A 19,193-nucleotide genomic window follows, 5' to 3' on the forward strand; every position below is an offset into this window, starting at 1 on the left:
CTGTCATCATAATAGACTAAATGTATAACTGGAGGAGATTCATTCATGAGTACACATATTGGAGCAAAACCCGGAGATATCGCAGAAACGATCCTTTTGCCAGGAGACCCTTTGCGCGCGAAGTATATTGCAGATACGTACCTTGAAGATGTTGTATGTTACAACGAGGTTCGTGGAATGCTCGGTTACACAGGTACATATCAAGGACACCGGATTTCGGTACAAGGTTCAGGGATGGGCATTCCGTCTTTTGCAATCTATGCTAACGAGTTAATCAGTGAATATGGCGTGAAAAACCTGATTCGTGTAGGTACTTGTGGCGGTATGCAAGAGCATGTCCGTGTACGTGACGTTATCCTTGCACAAGCAGCATGTACGGATTCCAGCATGAACAAACATGTATTTGGTGGATATGACTTCTCGCCAATCGCTACGTTCTCTCTGCTGAAAGAAGCATATGACCGTGCAACAGCTAAAGGCATGAAGATTCATGTCGGTAACGTGTTCAGCTCCGATTCTTTCTACCGTGATGACCGTTCCGTCACTGAGAAGTTGATGAAGCACGGCGTACTCGGCGTAGAGATGGAAACAACAGCACTGTACACCATCGCTGCCAAGTTCGGTGTTAACGCACTGACCATCCTGACAGTAAGTGACCACTTGCTGACAGGCGAAGAAACATCTGCCGAAGAGCGCCAAAAAACATTCAACGACATGATGGTAGTGGCTCTGGACACAGCAATCACACTGTAATTGTTGTATTTTATATTCATCATCATTTGATTTTAATCGAAACTTTTGTTTTAAGCATGGAGTGAAGGACCTGGAATCGATTCTGAAGAAGCGAAGCGTTCGCCTAAAAGCTTTCTGAAAGAAAGCTGCTTCGGAAGGATACGCTGTCTCCGAGTTTTCCCATTGTAAAATGGATCAAAAAAACTTGGAGACAACAGCGATCATAAGAACGATCCGGGGCCGGAGCGGTGTAACTACAAAGTGTTCATTAAGATGACAACAGATGTTGTTGCATATTATATTCAACCATCATTTGATTTTAATCGAAACTTTTGTTTTAAGCACGGAGTGAAGGAACCGGAATCGATTCTGAAGAAGCGAAGCGTTCGCCTTTGTCTACGAGTTTTCTCCATTGTAAAATGGATCAAAAAAACTTGGAGACAACAGCGATCAAAAGAACGATCCGGGGCCGGAACGGATTAACTACAAAGTGTTCTATACAATCAATTTCACACACAAGGAGAGATCATCATGAGAATGGTAGACATTATTGCCAAGAAACGCGACGGTAAAGAACTCACAACAGCTGAGATTGACTTTGTTGTTCAAGGATACACACAAGGAGAGATCCCGGACTATCAAGTCAGCGCATGGGCGATGGCGGTATTCTTCAAAGATATGACAGACAAGGAACGTGCCGATCTCACAATGTCCATGGTGAATTCCGGTGAAACGATTGACCTGTCTGCCATCGAAGGTATCAAAGTAGACAAGCACTCCACAGGAGGAGTGGGCGATACAACAACACTGGTACTCGCTCCGCTCGTTGCTGCGCTGGATGTTCCTGTTGCCAAAATGTCCGGACGTGGACTTGGTCACACGGGTGGTACAACAGACAAGCTGGAATCCGTTGCCGGTTTCCACGTAGAGCTTGAAAAAGAAGAGTTCATTCGTCTCGTAAACGAACACAAGGTTGCGGTTATTGGACAAAGTGGTAACCTTACGCCAGCAGACAAAAAGCTCTATGCACTGCGTGATGTAACAGCAACTGTTAACTCCATTCCACTGATCGCCAGCTCCATCATGAGCAAGAAAATTGCAGCTGGTGCTGATGCAATCGTATTGGATGTGAAAACGGGTGCCGGTGCATTCATGAAAACAACGGAAGATGCTAAAGAATTGGCACATGCCATGGTAAGCATCGGTAACAACGTTGGACGTAAAACGATGGCGGTTATCTCCGATATGTCCCAACCACTGGGTCTGGCGATTGGTAACGCGCTTGAAGTAAAAGAAGCTATCCTCACCCTGCAAGGTAAAGGCCCGAAAGATCTGGAAGAATTGTGTCTGGCGCTTGGACGTCAGATGGTATTCCTTGCTGGCAAGGCAGATTCCTTGGAACAAGCCGAGGAGAAATTGAAAGAAGTGATCCAGAACGGTAAAGCACTGGAGAAGTTCAAAGATTTCCTGGCTAACCAAGGCGGAGACGCTTCGGTTGTGGATCATCCAGATCGTTTGCCACAAGCACAATACCTGGTAGAAGTCCCGGCAGACAAGGACGGCTATGTTGCCGGAATCGTCGCTGACGAAATCGGAACGGCAGCAATGCTGCTCGGCGCAGGCCGTGCAACAAAAGAATCTGAGATTGATCTTGCGGTTGGTCTGATGCTGAACAAAAAAGTCGGTGACCCAGTTAAAGCTGGTGAGTCCCTCGTAACGATTCATGCCAATCGTGAAGACGTAGCAGACGTCATCGCGAAGATCAAAGAAAACATTACGATTGCAGATCATGCCGATGCGCCTGTATTGGTTCATGATATCGTAACAGAATAATATCTTGGTATGTGTGACTGACGTAACGTGGAGTGAACCACAAGGAAGCACATATTTTATATGCCGTACGCCTGAATAAAGAGGCTGTCTCAAAAGCCTTTAAAACAAACATCGGTGAAGTGAATGAACACCGAGATGCCAAACGGGACCAAGCAGAGGTTCATCCTGCTTGGTCCCGTTTGCGTTTTTCCGCTATTGTCGCTTTTTTGAGCAGATTGTGGGCAAGACAAAGCCACCCGACCTCAAGGCTTACTTTTTGCAAGCCACGAAGCAGGAATCTTCGGAATCCCCGATTATTTTTTATTTGCCCAAACACACTTTCCGGCTCAACCATGCGCCGAACCGATAGCATGTATCCTTCCTCGCTACGTAGGCGTTCTCGCATCTCGTTTTTTTGCCGCATGTAGGTCAAGCTGACCGCAATCTCCCGGTCACCTTGGGCCTTGGTGCACGTCGCTTTCAAGGGACACTGACTACAATCCTCACTTCGATAGTGACGTGTCTGAATCGTGTAGCCGCTTTCCGTCATCGTCCGGCTTTCATACCGAAAAGGTAACGTTTGTCCAGCCGCACAGGTCCACGTATCTGACGTTTCGTTGTAACTCCAGTTGTCCACTTTACCGATGGCTTGCCGAAAAGCACGAGTCTTTTCCTTGTGATATGTCCCATATTTGACGATAGCCTGAATGTTTTGTTCTTCTAAATAGCTGTAGTTTTCTTCGCTTCCATACCCGGCATCGGCAATGATGGTCTTCGGTCTTTGGCCAAGCGTTTCTTCCAGATGATTCAGATGGGGTTTCAGACATTTGGTATCCGTAGGTCGTTGGTGTACGCTGTAGCCCAAAACAAACTGATTTTCCGTTCCGATCTGCACATTGTATCCGGGCTTCAATTGACCATTTCGCATGTGATCCCCTTTCATTCGCATGAATGTCGCATCCGGGTCGGTTTTGCTGTAGCTGTTCCGCTCACCGGCGGTTTGAAGCTGATATTCATATTTTTGCAGCCGCGGCAGCAAGTCCTTCCGCAACTGGCACACAGCTTTCTTGAGCGTTTTGTCCTTGGGTTTTTCGAGCAGTTTTTTCTCCAATTGCTGGACGGCTTGCTCCAGCTTGTCTGCCGTGAGAGCCGAGGCTTCGCCAAGCTCCGGCAGGTCGGTTCTGGTGTGAAGGGCATCTTCGTCGTTTTCCGCCTCTTCGATGGCTTGAAACAGGGTATGTACTTTTTCTTGCAGCTTGGCCTGGTGCTTGACGACGGCTTTTTTCCACACAAAGGTGTAGCGATTGGCATTCGCTTCGAGCTTGGTTCCGTCTAGAAAATAGTGATCCAATGATACATATTGCTCCTGAACCAGCAACTCCAGTACATGGGTAAATACGGTTTCCAGTACCTCTTTCATCCGCTCGGAACGAAAGCGATTGATGGTACGGAAGTCCGGCTGTTGGCGCGCGGCGAGCCACATGAACATGATATTTTCGCGAACCGCCTTGGCGATTTGCCGGGAAGAATAGATGCGCTGGGTGTAGGCATAGATGATGATTTTGGTGAGCATTTTGGGATGATAGCTGTGACGGCTACCACCAGGGTATGCCGCGGAGAAAATGGAGTCGCTCAGGCGATGAACGGCCTCATTCACGACACGCACGAGGTGATTTTCGGGGATATCTGTCTCCAAATCCATTGGCAAGAAAAGTTGATCCATGGTATATTGAATGTACAAAAGAAGCCCTCCTTAAAAGTGGTAGCTCGACACTTCCATTTTACCAAGGAAAGGCTTCTTTTTGTTGTGTAAATTTGGAAAACGGGGCTATCCCGAGTCTTTTTACGACTTATGGGACAGCCCCTTTATTTATTATCCAGAAAACAATAGGAATGGTGGCGCCGAAGAAACTGGCGTTTGTATTTTTCGATGGAATGACAAGTGTGGACTTAGCTGGAGTTTATGAAGCAGTGACTTGGTTTAGCTATCCTGAAAGCGAAGGAAAACGTCTCGTAGACATTCTGTGCAGACAAGGATGAAATTACAGATAATCGAGGGCTGAAAATGAAGTCTGATGCAGTGTTACCTAATCTAGGAGATTATGATCTAGTGTTTTTCCCGGTGGATTATCAACTAGAACCCTTCGATTTGATGAGAATTTCATTAGCTGGGTTTGAACGGCAGAGAACGTGCCTTATAAGATTTCTATTTGTACGGGGGCTTTACTCTTGGGCTCAGCGGGTTCCTGAATGAAAAAAGGCTACTAGTAACTCATTAGCTTATGATTTACTGGCTTTTTATTGTGAGGAAGTAATATTTGCGAGTGTAGCGCGTGACGGTAATACGATAATTGGTGGCGAGGGTTATGGTTTCCATTGACTTAGGACTAGACTTGGTCGAAATGTTGATGAGTACGGAGATCGTTCTTCAAGTTAAACAGAAACCTATTATAAAGCTGGTAACTTAAAAGATGTCTACATGCATGCTTTGCGGCAGTAGGAAAAAAAATTCACCTTTTTCATTCGGTTGATAGGGTCTATTGTACCAATAGTTGATCTGTTCAGCGCAAATGGCAGTCGGTTATTCTGGTTGCTTGCAAATGGTATTTTTCGCTTCTTTTCATCAGTAATGCTAACGGTTAGTAGCAACAAATACTTCGACCGTAAAGATAAAATGGTATTATTCCCTTTAATAGTATAGTGTAGTATAATATTCCCTGTCATAATCCAAAAGTACTATAAACACTTTATATTTGTTAAGCCTAAAGTAGATGGGAGTAATTCATATGAATGTAACTCAAACAATTAAAATGAAAAAAGGCATTATCAAATCTTTTTTTATCAGTGAATGTGAACGACAATTAGTAGGTGACTTATCAAATGAACAGGCAATAGCAGAAAATAAGAGTACCGAACTTGCTGCTGCTGGGAGTTCTTTAGAGCAAATATTCAAACAAAAGTTATTAAGTAACCATCTATTCCTTCATGCCCCAGAAGAGCACTTTGATGATGGAGAGTGAGTCTTATGTTGTATACTACTGACAAAAGAAATTTAAAGTGGTTTTTAGATAGACTAGAACAAAACCGTGATGACTATGAATTTTGGTGGGAACCCAGTTACAAAGCACCAAATTTGAATTCTGAGGACATTGACATTGAATTTGAAACGTGCAAACCGGATTTAGTTCTGGCTGTTAAACAACCGAACCATTTGAATAACAAAATAACTTTCGGCCTTACAGTTGATGATGGAGATCAGGTTATAGCATATGAAATGAGACAAGAGGATAATCGTACTAGATTGTTTATTATCGACCTGAAAATGGCCTATAGTGTGGGGCCTTACCACCCTGAGGCCGCTTACTATGCCTGGACTTTAACTAAAACGATTCACCAATTAGGATATGATAAAAAATTTGTCGTTTGCAGTGCGGGTATTCTGCCGGAGGCTGGGGCAGGAATCATCGATACAATATCTCAAGATAAGGAAGATGTATTTACTAAAATGTACGATTACACAAGTTGGATAGACTTAAAACCCTGGATGAATAAACTTAACGACTTTTTTTCAACTGCATTACCTGCAGCAAGTAAAAAGACATGGGATATGGCTGACTGGTATATCGGAATGAATAGATGTTCTGCTTGTAGATACCTTGGATATCCAATTTCTTCGGATATACCAGATCATAATTGTCACGCACAGGCAATGGAAGAGAAGCATCTCGAATTAATCCCAGGATTATCACGAAGCACTATTGAAGAAATGTTTGTTAAGGGTTTTTATAATTTGAAAGATATTAATGGGTTAAAGCTTGATGACCTCGGATCAAAAGAAGATCATTTATATAAAGCTATATATGGATATGGTATCGATAAAATTTCTGTGCTTTCGAAAGAAATAAATGAGTCATTAGATGACGGTCGTTTACCTTTAAAGGTCGAAGCTTCAGAGCACTTTAGAAGTATTTCCATTCCCTATAAAAATGAGAAATTACAGGAATATGTTATAAACGTAGAGTTTGATTCATCATCCCATCGTTTAGGATCAATAGCCCTAAATCGGGTAGATGATAACCAAACTATATTTTATCAGGAATCTCTACGGCTTGCTGATGATATTCTCCCTACAGCTGAAGAAGAGATAAGAATCTTGATAGCCGTGTCCGAAGTACTTAATTCAATAATTATTGAATCTGAACAAATTCACTTTTATATTTGGAGTAAACGCGAACTTAGCTTTATTAGAGAATTATTGGAACGCTATCAGTATACAAGTGAACAGTTTGCAGCTCTATCCGGACTATTTATAGTTCCTACACATTTTCACTCACCTACTCTCATCCAGTCAGAATTTGCTAAAGGTTCAAAGAAAGTACTCTCGCCTGTTACAGTACTTGATAGTGAAATGGGACGAGCGTTCCATTTACCTAGTTTATATGCTTACTCAATTCTAGAGACAGGCCGATTGTTAAATTTATCATACGAACATTTCCAAACAGACGAGTATCCAGATATGTTAAGTATTTTATCCGATGCAGTACCTGCTGCGGGAGTTCATCATAATTGGTTTATAGTGAGTAGTGGTGGTAGCAGTAAGCTAAAAAGGATTGTGGAACATAAATTAAATGTCTTAAGAACTTGCGTTGCCCATTTAAGAGAAACATTCCCTTTTCAAAGGATTGCTTTTTATAGCAAAGAGTTTGGTTATAATTATAACTATCCGCCAAACTTAGCAAAAGAAGCTCATGCCTGGCTGTTACAATCCACCTTAAATTTCTGTGAGGGAGCGCAAGATATTTTAAGAACATGGCAATTGCCAATTCACGAAAGAGTAGTATCTGGGAAGAGTGCTCAATTAGTTCAAATATCACCCGAAAAATGGAAACTTATGTTCGATGAAAATCCTGTTATATGGATTCGTAGAGGTTTCGAAAGAGACTATCCTCAAGGCACTCTATTATTTACATACGACATGCTAAATAATGCCTTAGATGTACAGGAAGGGCAAATAAACTGGAGCATTGCCCCTAACGGTGATGCCCTTAGTTTATTAGATGTCGATATACCAAGGGGAGCACCAAATTATCATGCACGTACTCATCCAAACAGTGGAATTGAGTATTATTATGAGTTGCTAAGTTGTAAAGTTATTCGATACCGTGAAGGAATCGCAGTAGTTAAAGTATGGTCTCCAGAAGATAACCCTACTAAGTTTAGAGGGTATCAATGGGGTAGATGGGATAACAGGAAAAAAGCATTTTGGGCAACGCACTGTAACCATGCTGAATGGTTTACACTTGAGAAAACTGCTACAGACTTTTTAGTAGAACGACTTTCAGCCTCACTTCCTCAGGTATTCCCAGCTGATTTGAATATGGGCGAGTTAAACGGAACTTTAAAAACGTATATACAGCAATTAATGCAGCTGGTGGAGAAGGCCAGAGAAAAACGCGAGATTAAAAGTATTTTAGAAAATTTGAAGGAAGATCTAGAACAGTTAGACAGCAATTTAACAAAAGAACATGTAGATTATTTTCATGATTCTTTGTCACTGTTGATTTCTACAGCGGAGAAAACGGCATTGAATGACATGGAAAAAAAATTTGTGAGTAATATTGATGACATTGGCTGTAGAATACACTTTTATTCGCATTTTGCGGTCACGACTCCAGAAGGTAGAGGACATCTTGGTTCGAGTTTGCATACATTCTGTGCACAATATTTACTTTCACCTCCTAATAATTTCTGTGATAATCAGTTGGATACTTCAGGAATCCATTCGGATATAGATAATTTAAGTTCTGATTTTACTAATTCTCAAATTGAAGCTCTTAGAGGGTTTGTTGATCAACCCGTCTCAATCCTTTGGGGGCCACCAGGTAGCGGGAAATCACATATTATTCGAAAGTTTATTGAATTATGGGTTAAACATTTCGGGGATCAGAAAATTTTATTCAGCGCCTCTAATAATTCAGCTGTCGATGGTCTTCTGGAAAAGATCCCAAGTACAGTCGACGTTTTAAGAATTAATAACTATAGAGAAGTAAAAGCGATTGAATATTCAAAACACAGTGTTTTTGCAACAACTCCTCAGAAAGTTTGGGGGCTATACTTCAAAAGTAACTGGAAACTAAATGCACATCAAATTGATGTTATTATCATCGATGAAGCCGGTCAGATGCCTCCTGCACAAGCTGCTTTAGTCATGATGGCTATTCGGAACGGAGCGCGTGTTATACTAGCTGGTGATGATCTTCAACTGCCACCAATTCATCAATACGTTCACCCAGATGGGCAAGAGCAATACGTATCGTCAGTTTATTCGTTTTATAAGAACATCCATAAAGTAGCGCCTATCATGTTAAAAGAAAGTTTTCGTTCACATCCTGATATCGTAAACTTCCTTGCCAAGGTAGGATATTCAGGATTTACACCTGTAAATACAAGAGATTTACGTAAAATGGATTTTCACAAAGATGCAAAAGCTTTTTACGACCGGTACTTTGACTCTGCATGTGTTGTTATTGTGGATGATGATAGTAGAAGTGAAAAGCTCAATACGGTACAAGCCAATGAATCGATTGATATTATTAAGACACTTTGGGAATCACAACTACAGGATAAAAACAATAACCCATATAGTCTTAAATCCTTCTTTACTGAAGGGGTCGCAATTATTGCACCCTATAGACTGCAGTACCAACTAATTCAAAGAAAATTGTTACAATATGTACAAGAACTTTGTCATTCAGAGGGAATCGACTTTGATGAAGAACTACAGGAAATTGTTTCTGATTCCGTTGACACGGTACATCGGTTTCAGGGAAGTGAGCGCGATGTTGTTATTCTTACATTACCAACAGGAGAAAAGGAAAAGATCAATGATAAGTTATTATTAAATCCTCATCTACTTAATGTAGCAATTTCTCGTGCTAAAAAGAAAATTATAATTTTCTGCACAAAAAATGCATATCAATGGACAAACTCTTCTGAAAGCGACCATCCTTCGTTGTTCCAGCACCATTATATTTTAGGTGAATTTGTTGAATATTGCTCTGAAGAATTTCAGGTTACTGATACCAGAAAAATTCGTTATCTGTCTTCTCCAGTTTGAAATTTCATAAAATAAAGGACTATCTAACGTGATAGTCCTTTATTTTAAGTAAATATATTTACCCCTTTAAGAAGACACCTAAAAACCTTCATGTGATCATGGGGTACAAGTATTTCTTGGAGAGGATATTTTTATGGTGAATAAAGGGCAAACATTTCAGACGTATACCTAAGAGTTCTAATATAACTGGAACGATGTCCAGCACTTATTGGACACGATGGAACAATGGACACAATTAACGGGAATTTTGGAAGCTGTGCTCCATTCGATCAGAGCCAGGGGTACGATCGAAGTTTCGTGGCTTTGTTCGGGCAAATGATTAGTTCTTCTTTATTTTCTCATACGCCATCACCGAATCAGCACTTGTATAAATATAAGGCGTGGATGGCTCGAATACAGGTGTCACCTTTGTAGCCCGAATCTCAATGGTATCCTTACCGTTCACCTGTGCTGAACCGATGCTGCCATCGATTTGCACCCAGCTGTCTGTAGGGAAGTTATCCGCTTCTGGGATGTGAATCATCACACCGAAGGGAGCTGCATCCGCGGGGCAGCACATGACGAGAAATCGTCCCAGTGCAAAATGTGATTCATGATCCATGCTTTTGTCACGATAGACGAACCCGGTTAACGAGATATCTTTGCCTGCAAATTGTCGCTGGAACATATCAATCGTGCCGAGGGTTTCAGAGAAGATCTCAGGATAGACTCGGATGACCTGTTCTGCATACAACTTCTCCGCCAGTTCAGCGAATTCGCGGCTGTACTCGTCCGGAGGAACGAATTGTACTTTGGTGGCCGATGCAGGCTGAACGGTCGTTGGTTTTTGTGTAAGATCTTGTACATTCAATTGCGTTGCCGGATCTGGTAAAGATTCTTTCCGACGAATCTCGGGAGGTGCATAAGTGAGAGACATGCCTTTCTGACTGGCCATGGAGCTGCCGAGCGCCCGATCAGGTAACAAAAATCCTAGCAACAAGGGTATGGCAATCAGACCATATACCATTGAGCTACGAAGGAAGCCCGAGGGCGGTGGATGTTCACAGTCGCAATGAATCTCGTTTCTACCGAACAGTCCATGCCAGGTCATGATAACAGCAATAAACAATAAGGGAACAGGGCAGCATAACAGCAGTTTTTGCATGGTAGGAGCCAAATAATAATGAAGCGAGTCACTTGAATTCAAGTGAATAATGTACACCGCGAGCCCGCCGATCCATACCGCACGGATCAGGTTATGCCATTGGAAGATGTGTGATCTTGGAACAGGAGATTTGGTCATCGTATAAACAGTGTTGTTCATATCATCACCTCATTTCTATTCATAGTCAGGATGAAAGTTCATGGGGTTAACCATTCAGATCATGAAATATGTTGCTCAACGTTTATACCAGCAGGTTAATCAACCAAGAGCCGACAAAGACGAGTATGATAATCGCCAGACTTAGACCGATAACAAACCGGGTACGGAAGGTCGAGAGCAGCATAAGCGTGCTTTTGAAATCCAGCATCGGACCTAACACAAGGAAGGATACCAGTGGCCCTAGTGCAAACGTATGAGAGAACGCAGAAGCCACAAAAGCATCCGAAGTGGAGCAGAGAGACAGTACATAAGCAAAGCCCATCATGAACACGTAAGAGGCGACAGGACCATTGCCAAGTGAGATCAGATCGCTGCGGCTAATGAATGTCTGGATGCAGGCTGTAATCAGGGCACCGATCACCAAATATTTGCTCATATCAACGAATTCATCTCCGGCATGAATGAAGAAGCTGCGCCAATTTTTCACATGGTTATGGTCATGAGCATTTGCGTGTGCATGAGCATGAGGTTGAGCCATTTTGAATCCGGGATGTGTCTTAACCTCTGTCGCAGCGACTTTCGGCAATCGAAGGGGATTTCGACGAACGAACACATATACCAATCCACCTATGGAAGCTGCCACGGCAAAGGCCAGTCCCATGCGGGCAATGGTAATCTCAGGATGGGAGGGAAAGGCGAGCAAGGTTGCGGTAAATACGATGGGATTCACTACAGGCCCACTCAAGATGAACGTAACTGCGATATAGGCAGGCATGCCTTTGTGCATCAACCTTCTTACGACCGGGATCATGCCACATTCACAGATAGGAAAAATAATACCAAGTAGCCCCGCAACCAGCACACCGCCGATCGGGTTCTTAGGCGTAAGTCTGCGGACCATTTCTTCGGATACGAACCACTGCAGGAGCGAAGACAATAGCACACCCATGAGCAGAAACGGTGCGGCTTCAAGGAAAATACCTATGAATACGGTTTTCATATTTTGCAAAGCTTCACTGTTCCATGCTTCCTTCAGATCTGGAGCCATCGTGATCAACACGGGAACAAGAAATGCACAAGGGATCAGGAAGGACAGTAGCTTCAGATTGGCTGCCATTTTCATGAAACAGACCTCCACAACTAGGACTTTACTAAAATATATGCTTGTACGTGCGGCAACATACATCATTCCTGTGTTCTAATCAACATTTTTACGATTAATCAAGATTCTTTATCATAGTAGAGTTGACAACCCAAAGAAAACTGAGGTATAGTTCGGAATGATTACCTTTAATAGTAATTATTACGATTAAAATTGAAACTTAAACAGAGTGGAGGAAGCAGAAATGTCAGATCAACAGGTTCAAAATAGGGTTCCAGTAACCGTACTTAGTGGATATTTGGGTGCAGGCAAAACGACACTGCTCAATCATGTGCTTCATAACCGCGAGGGAATGAGAGTTGCTGTCATCGTGAATGATCTTAGTGAGGTTAACATCGATGCAGGCTTAATACGAGATGGTGGCGGATTATCGCGCATTGATGAGAAGCTGGTAGAGATGTCGAATGGTTGCATTTGCTGCACGTTGCGGGAGGATCTGCTGAAAGAAGTGGAGCGGCTGGCGCTGGATGGTTCTTTTGATTACATATTGATTGAATCCACGGGTATTGGTGAACCGGTGCCTGTTGCGCAGACGTTTACCTATATTGATGAGGAACTCGGCATTGATTTGACGAAATTCACCCGTCTCGACACGATGGTCACGGTTGTTGATGCTGCCCAGTTCTGGCGTGATTTTTATTCCAAAGAAACGTTGAAAGATCGTGGACAGGAAGCCGGGGAGGACGATGTTCGAGGCATTGTTCATCTGCTGACGGATCAGGTGGAATTCTGTGATGTGCTGATTTTGAATAAATGTGATCTGGTGTCGGAGGAAGAACTGACGAAGCTTGAAAAGGCGTTACACGCCATGCAACCGGAAGCCAAGCTTATTTGCACAACACATGGGCAGATTGATCCCAGAGAGATATTGAATACAGGACGTTTTGATTTTGAAAAAGCAAGCCAGTCCGCGGGCTGGATCCGCGAATTGATGAAAGAGGAGCATACCCCGGAGACTGAAGAATATGGAATTCATTCATTTGTCTATCATCGTAAACGCCCATTCCATCCGGAACGGTTGCTGCGTTGGATTGCGAAATGGCCAGATAGCATCGTGCGATCCAAAGGTCTGATGTGGATGGCAACAAGGAACCATATGGCGATCTCTTTCAGTCATGCAGGGACATCAAAGCAGCTTGCGCCTGCAGGAATATGGGTAGGGGCGATGAGTGAGGAGGAACGACAACTTCATTTTGGCGACACCTTGCCAAGCATACCGGATTGGGATGATGAGTGGGGTGACCGGGTGACGAAATTAGTATTTATCGGCATTGATATGGATCGGGCGGCGATTGAACGTACTTTGGATGAGACTCTTCTTACGGAGGAGGAGATGAAATTGAACTGGCGTGAATTGAAAGATCCTTTTCCGGCGTGGAGTTGACAAAAGAAAAAGCATAGGCTAATATCATTAAATAGTAATTATTACGATTAAATAAGAGGAGGCAACAACCATGAGAGTCATTGTAACCTTAGCCTGCACCGAGTGCGGCGATCGCAACTACACAACAACCAAAAACAAGCGTAACCATCCGGAGAGACTTGAGATGAAAAAGTACTCCCCACGTTTGAAGAAAATGACGATCCACCGGGAAACCAGATAAATTTTTTTGTTATTTTTAAATCGTAATATTTACGAAAAGAGGGAGCGGCATGATCCTATCTTCCATGCGTGATGTTGTATTTGGATATGGCAAAGAGCCAGTCATTGATCAACTGTCGCTGGATATCCATGTGGGAGAGTTCATTGGCATCACAGGTCCCAATGGTTCTGCCAAAACGACCCTGTTAAAGCTGCTGCTGGGGCTGCTCAAGCCCTGGAGCGGCATGATACATATGAATCCACAGTTGAAACGTGGGAACAACTCCAATATCGGTTATGTGCCCCAGCAGGTGGCATCGTTTAATAGTGGATTTCCCAGCACCGTAATTGAACTGGTTCGGTCAGGGTGTTACACCAGGCTGGGACTATTCCGCAGATTCACAGCAGAGCAGGATGCCATCGTTGAACGCAGTTTGCGTGAAGTTGGCATGTGGGAGTATCGGAATACACGAGTTGGTGAACTGTCCGGTGGACAAAAGCAGAGGATCTGTATCGCGAGAGCTATGGCTGGACAACCCCAGGTTCTGGTACTGGATGAGCCTACAACAGGAATGGACCGCCACAGTCGTGAAGGATTCTACAATCTGATGCGCCACTATGCTGACGTCCATGGGATCACCATTATTATGGTTACTCACGGGCTGGAAGAAATGGGAGATCGATTGGACCGAACGATAACTCTGGAGCGGCAAGAAAGTGAGGAATGGCAGTGTTTGAGTACGAATTCATGCAACGTGCCTTCTGGGCAGGGGGACTGATTGGAGTCATCGCTCCAATTCTCGGAGTCTATCTGATGCTCAGGCGGCAGGTACTAATGGCAGACACGTTATCCCACGTCTCACTCGCAGGGGTTGCGCTCGGTTCGGTCATGAATCTTAACCCGGTCATCTGTGGATTCGCTGTCGCATTGATCGGTGCATTATTGGTTGAACAACTGCGGCGAAGTTACCGAACCTACAGCGAGGTACCCGTAGCGATCATCATGACTTCGGGGCTGGCCCTTGCTGTGGTGTTAATGAGTCTCCAAACTAATCTGTCGAAGGCATTCAGCTCATACTTATTCGGATCAATTGTCGCAGTTAGCGATATACAGTTGTGGATGATGGCAGGCGTATGTGTGTTTGGTTTACTTTTTTTCATTCTGTTACGCAGACCTTTGTACAGCTTTACCTTTGATGAAGAGACAGCTTCCATAGGGGGTGTTCAGGTGAAAGGATTATCGTTTGCCTTTGCCATTCTGACAGGAATGACTGTAGCTTCAGCCATGCCAATTGTCGGTGTGTTGTTGGTATCAGCTCTCATAGTACTGCCCGCTGCCTTGGCACTGAGAGTGTCTCGTAGTTTTACAGCAGCGATTATTATCGCGGTAATTACAGGATTAATCGGTATTTTTAGCGGACTCACAACATCTTACCATCTAAATACACCTCCAGGAGGAACGATTGCTCTTATCCTGCTGGTCTTTCTATTGACTGGAATATCAGCGCAAAAGCTGATTGCACGATACAATCGCAAGCGTCACCGCACAGAAACAAAATCACAGCACGTCATTCGGGTCACCCATTCAAGGAGGAAACCATCACATGAAATTCAGTAAAAAAACTACGCTCGGATTATTGTTCAGTCTTACACTTATCGTTGCAGGCTGCGGCCAACAATCCGCTTCGAATACAAATGCAAGTTCTGCAGGTACCGGTAATACGGCCCCCACAGAGAGTGAAGCTGCCAAACTAAACGTACAGGTCAGCTTCTACCCGATGTACGAGTTCACCAAAAATGTGGCAGGGGATCTGGCTGATGTACATACACTTGTTCCAGCAGGTATGGAGCCTCATGATTGGGAGCCCACACCACAGGACATTGCCAGCATTGAAAAAGCGGATGTACTTGTATACAACGGTGCGGGTATGGAAACATGGATGGATCAGGTCACTGGAAGTTTGAGCAATGCTTCGCTCATTCAGGTAGAAGCGAGCAAAGGCATTAATTTGCTTGAAGGCGGGGAGCATGATCACCATCATGGAGATTCTGAGGCAACAGAAGATGACCATAACCACGACCATAACCAAACGAATCAAGCGACTACAGAGGAACACGACCACGATCACGCGGTTGAAGTGACTACGGAAGAACACGACCATGATCATGATGCTGAGGCGGAAGAAGGACATGATCACGATCACGGTGGACTGGATCCCCACGTATGGCTGTCACCTGCACTGGCTGTCAAAGAAGTACGTAATATTGAAGCGGGATTGGCACAGGCTGCCCCGGAACATGCAGAACAGTTCAAGAAGAATGCAGATGCCTACGTTGCTCAGCTGGAGGCACTGGATCAAGACTTCAAGGAGGCTGTGGCGGATAGCAAACGCAAGGATTTCATCACACAACACGCTGCATTTGGCTACCTTGCACAGGAATATGGATTGCAACAGGTGCCCATCGCAGGATTGTCTCCGGAACAAGAACCTTCGGCAGCGCAGATGGCATCCGTTATTGACTTTGCAAAAGAGCATCAGGTGAAGACGATTTTCTTCGAAACACTGGTGTCCTCCAAAGTGTCTGAGACGATTGCAAGTGAAGTGGGAGCCAAGACGGCAGTACTGAACCCGATTGAGGGACTCACCGAGAAAGAGATCGCGTCGGGAATGGACTACATTAGTGTGATGAGACAAAATCTGGAGGCTCTGAAACTGGCATTGAACGAATAATAAAAGATCAGTTTGATGCCTTTCACTTAAAAAGGTACAATAATACAACATGCTGAGGAATGGAGTGCCATTCCTTTGCCTTTTTGCGAAGCAGAGAGCACAGGGATGTGCTCTCTCTTTGTTGATGAGGTGACCGGATCAAGGAGAACAGGAGGACGCATTGGATGAATTTAAATGAAGAACATGAAGTGCTACTAAGTGAACAGCCTGCCCATCTGTGGAGACGGCGCAAGCTGGAGCTGATGCACTGGACGGAACGTGACAAACATACGGTATCCCCGAAGAAAACGGAGATGTGGAACGGTGTTGAAGTTGATGCCGAGCTCGTGAACGCATTGTCCATCCTTCAGAAGTCGGGGTTAACGACGGAATTTTCATGTGCAGGGGTGAGTCCGCTTGATGAACCTGTCGATCATTCCCTATACGCTTATGTTACCCTTGTGCAAAGTGAAGTTGCCGATCAATTCGTGCACTACGCGCTCCATCGGATGCGGAATCGATTGCTCGTTACGCTAGAGGCCGAAAAAGGCCGCTATGATCTGTCTTCTTTTTTCATTGGACACAATCGGAGCTTCTGCTGGTGGATGGAGCACTGCGCATTACAGTTCGGAAGCCGAAACGAATCGAGTGAAAAAAGCGTAGTATAAAGGATAGGCTTGTTTATTTGACGGTAAAGGAGGTATGACACGATTGAATAAGTGGGTCAAAACGATACTTTTTCTATTAGGCTCCGTCTTTCTTACACGATTCATCCCATTCTCGTCCTTGTTCCGCAACCTGGATACGATGATTCACGAATTCGGCCATGCACTAATGACGCTGATATTGTCCGGTAAAGTGCTGCGGATTGAATTGTACGCTGATCACAGTGGTGTAACGTATTCGTCCATGCTGACACCAGGAAGATCGATCCTGGTTTCTCTCGCAGGATATATCAGTGCATCCTTGTTCGCCTGGCTGCTGTTTTACTTATACCGTAAAGGCTTGCATATGTGGGGACTGGGGATTATGACGGCTGTCGCTCTGGTGTCGCTCCTGTTATATGTAAGAGGAGAGTTCGGCATGTTATGGCTGACCGGGTTCATCGTACTTAACGTTGTCATTATGATTTTTGGTGCCAAGATTGTGAAGTACTATTATCTGTTACTGGCGTTTCTTACGCTGGAAGAGTCAGTCGTTAGTGCCGTTTACGTTGGACTGATGTCCTGGACTCAACCTTCTCGGGCAGGCGATGCGGCGAATCTCGCTCAGCAGACATTCCTTCCGGCACTATTCTGGGGAACACTGTTTGCTTTGTTTGCACTGTGGTGCGCCAAAGGTGCGCTGACACTCTTTTTCCGCAAAGAAAGTACTTCACGATCATCACGTTCTCGGGGATTACGAAGAGCGTAACGAATATGAAGATATACCAAGCAAAGAAGGCACCTCCTTTCTGCCTGAAGGGAGAGTGCCTTTTGCTTTTGGATTTACATCGGATATAGATTACACGGAAATTAATCTCCGAGATTTTCCCATAACACATAAAAGTAATAAATCTCTTCCATAATCGCCTTATCATCTTCTGCCGCAACGCCGCCCTTGATCCGCGCAAGGGTGCCCAGAATATCATATATGGTTTCACGTTCCACACTGAACTGAATGCGGTTGACAATTTTATCCCAGGCCTTCATGGCGTAATTAACTTGAGACTTGGCTTCAGTCCATTTTTTACCCTCAACCTGTTTCTCTAATGTTTGTATAGATTCAAGCAAGCGATCATCGGTGCCAAATGGCTTTTTAAGAAAGGATCCGCTAGCCATAATTGCAACGAACACAAGAATGAGGAAGATCGGAAGCACATATAACAGCCAGAAACGCGTTTTCATTCAACCGCCTCCTTGATGTAAAGAGTTTAGAAAGGCCCCTCATAATCGCCCATATCAATTTTATCGGTGATCTTGTCCTTGAACAGATCAACATACAATTTGTCATTGGGCAATATCGCGGCAAAAGCAATATCCTGTATCGTGATCTTTTGCTTTTTCAGCTGCTCGCTGAGCCAATTGATATCCTTGTTTCGTTCCTCCAGATTCTGCTTAATCAGCAGGCCATCAATGATAATCTCGGTCATCAGCTTGCTCTTGGGCGGGTGCATATGCATGTCTTTTGCGGTTACGGGCTGATTCTCAGGTTTCAAAACAACGGAGAGGCTACCATCCGGTTCAAGAATGGCATAGTCTAGCGTCGTAATATCAAATACATCCTTTTGCCTAAGCATCATGGTCAACTCGTCGAATTTGACTCGCATTTTACTCAGGTTCTGTTCGAGAATTTTACCGTTCTGGATGATCAATGTGGGGTCAGAGTCCATTAGTTTGGAGATGGTACGATTCTTCAGTGTAATATACTGAAAGATGATCGTAATGATTGTGAAAATGGTCAATGCCACAAAATGAATCCACGCCTTGGAGGAGAGATCGGTTGCAAACGTACCCGCAATGGAACCGATTGTGATGCCGTTAATGTAATCAAAATACGTTAAGTTACCCATTTGCTGTTTGCCCAGCACCCTTGTGTAGATGATGAGGGTCAGGAAGGCAATAATAGACCTTACTGCAACAACCCATGTTTCTTCCATCATATATGTATCACCTTCCTTTACTTCACTTCTCCAATTCTCTATGACAAGCATTTCCTAGGTTGGGTGATCTTATGCTTAAACGCAAAAAACCGACACATGGATAAGTATTCCAAGTATCGGTTTCAGCAATGAC

At 44.0% G+C, this 19,193-nt stretch carries 16 protein-coding genes and 1 riboswitch; of the genes, 11 read left to right on the top strand and 5 right to left on the bottom strand.

The genetic code is table 11. The features are described 5' to 3' along the window. The first annotated feature begins 45 nt into the window (after positions 1 to 45). Both deoD and MKY73_RS13150 read left to right on the top strand, forming a co-directional pair. Entirely contained in the window at positions 46 to 753 is a 708-nt protein-coding gene (deoD, locus tag MKY73_RS13145) for a purine-nucleoside phosphorylase (protein WP_017688193.1), read from the top strand. Between the two features lie 510 nt (positions 754 to 1,263). After that, positions 1,264 to 2,565 carry a pyrimidine-nucleoside phosphorylase gene (locus MKY73_RS13150; protein ID WP_339307940.1) on the top strand — a complete coding sequence of 434 codons (1,302 nt, stop codon included), beginning with the start codon at positions 1,264 to 1,266 and terminating at the stop codon, positions 2,563 to 2,565. Positions 2,566 to 2,568: 3 nt separating this feature from the next. Then, positions 2,569 to 2,657: riboswitch (ZMP/ZTP riboswitch) on the top strand. Between the two features lie 68 nt (positions 2,658 to 2,725). On the opposite strand, the gene MKY73_RS13155 is transcribed toward MKY73_RS13150, so the two are convergent. Then, complete coding sequence (locus tag MKY73_RS13155; RefSeq protein WP_339307942.1) at positions 2,726 to 4,285, bottom strand: IS1182 family transposase; 1,560 nt, start codon at positions 4,283 to 4,285, stop codon at positions 2,726 to 2,728. A gap of 1,045 nt (positions 4,286 to 5,330) precedes the next feature. On the opposite strand from MKY73_RS13155, the gene MKY73_RS13160 reads away from it, so the two are divergent. Together MKY73_RS13160 and MKY73_RS13165 are read left to right on the top strand one after the other, a co-directional pair. Continuing rightward, positions 5,331 to 5,564: a hypothetical protein gene (locus MKY73_RS13160; protein ID WP_339307944.1), complete on the top strand. Its 234-nt coding sequence runs from the start codon at positions 5,331 to 5,333 to the stop codon at positions 5,562 to 5,564. A 5-nt stretch (positions 5,565 to 5,569) separates the two neighbouring features. Next, the gene (locus MKY73_RS13165; protein ID WP_339307946.1) at positions 5,570 to 9,661 is read left to right on the top strand and encodes an AAA domain-containing protein; all 4,092 of its coding nucleotides are present in this window, start codon (positions 5,570 to 5,572) and stop codon (positions 9,659 to 9,661) included. Between the two features lie 319 nt (positions 9,662 to 9,980). Here MKY73_RS13165 and MKY73_RS13170 read toward each other — a convergent pair whose 3' ends face one another. Together MKY73_RS13170 and MKY73_RS13175 are read right to left on the bottom strand one after the other, a co-directional pair. After that, a complete protein-coding gene (locus MKY73_RS13170; RefSeq protein ID WP_339307948.1) occupies positions 9,981 to 10,964 on the bottom strand; it encodes a TIGR03943 family protein in 984 nt (327 codons plus the stop codon). 82 nt (positions 10,965 to 11,046) lie between these two features. Then, entirely contained in the window at positions 11,047 to 12,087 is a 1,041-nt protein-coding gene (locus MKY73_RS13175; RefSeq protein ID WP_339307950.1) for a permease, read from the bottom strand. A 223-nt stretch (positions 12,088 to 12,310) separates the two neighbouring features. Here MKY73_RS13175 and MKY73_RS13180 point away from each other — a divergent pair, with 223 nt between their 5' ends. From MKY73_RS13180 to MKY73_RS13210, 7 genes are all read left to right on the top strand, one after another. Continuing rightward, positions 12,311 to 13,510, top strand: coding sequence for a GTP-binding protein (locus MKY73_RS13180; RefSeq protein WP_339307952.1), 1,200 nt, complete (start codon positions 12,311 to 12,313; stop codon positions 13,508 to 13,510). A gap of 70 nt (positions 13,511 to 13,580) precedes the next feature. Next, positions 13,581 to 13,730, top strand: coding sequence for a 50S ribosomal protein L33 (gene rpmG / locus MKY73_RS13185; protein WP_036613813.1), 150 nt, complete (start codon positions 13,581 to 13,583; stop codon positions 13,728 to 13,730). A 49-nt stretch (positions 13,731 to 13,779) separates the two neighbouring features. Next, positions 13,780 to 14,487 carry a metal ABC transporter ATP-binding protein gene (locus MKY73_RS13190; protein WP_339307954.1) on the top strand — a complete coding sequence of 236 codons (708 nt, stop codon included), beginning with the start codon at positions 13,780 to 13,782 and terminating at the stop codon, positions 14,485 to 14,487. After that, the gene (locus MKY73_RS13195) at positions 14,433 to 15,326 is read left to right on the top strand and encodes a metal ABC transporter permease (protein ID WP_339307956.1); all 894 of its coding nucleotides are present in this window, start codon (positions 14,433 to 14,435) and stop codon (positions 15,324 to 15,326) included. The genes MKY73_RS13190 and MKY73_RS13195 overlap by 55 nt, the downstream gene beginning before the upstream one ends. Further along, on the top strand, positions 15,313 to 16,440 hold the full coding sequence (locus MKY73_RS13200; protein ID WP_339307958.1) for a zinc ABC transporter substrate-binding protein: 1,128 nt from the start codon (positions 15,313 to 15,315) through the stop codon (positions 16,438 to 16,440). The genes MKY73_RS13195 and MKY73_RS13200 overlap by 14 nt, the downstream gene beginning before the upstream one ends. Positions 16,441 to 16,604: 164 nt before the next feature. Continuing rightward, positions 16,605 to 17,087, top strand: coding sequence for a hypothetical protein (locus MKY73_RS13205; RefSeq protein WP_339307960.1), 483 nt, complete (start codon positions 16,605 to 16,607; stop codon positions 17,085 to 17,087). A 43-nt stretch (positions 17,088 to 17,130) separates the two neighbouring features. Continuing rightward, the gene (locus MKY73_RS13210; protein ID WP_339234226.1) at positions 17,131 to 17,832 is read left to right on the top strand and encodes a M50 family metallopeptidase; all 702 of its coding nucleotides are present in this window, start codon (positions 17,131 to 17,133) and stop codon (positions 17,830 to 17,832) included. Positions 17,833 to 17,933: 101 nt separating this feature from the next. On the opposite strand, the gene MKY73_RS13215 is transcribed toward MKY73_RS13210, so the two are convergent. Beyond that, on the bottom strand, positions 17,934 to 18,305 hold the full coding sequence (locus tag MKY73_RS13215; protein WP_339307962.1) for a DUF4363 family protein: 372 nt from the start codon (positions 18,303 to 18,305) through the stop codon (positions 17,934 to 17,936). 26 nt (positions 18,306 to 18,331) lie between these two features. Continuing rightward, positions 18,332 to 19,060: a DUF421 domain-containing protein gene (locus MKY73_RS13220; protein ID WP_339234224.1), complete on the bottom strand. Its 729-nt coding sequence runs from the start codon at positions 19,058 to 19,060 to the stop codon at positions 18,332 to 18,334. Positions 19,061 to 19,193 lie beyond the last annotated feature (133 nt).

It is taken from the genome of Paenibacillus sp. FSL R5-0519 (assembly GCF_037974275.1).
Classification (GTDB): domain Bacteria; phylum Bacillota; class Bacilli; order Paenibacillales; family Paenibacillaceae; genus Paenibacillus.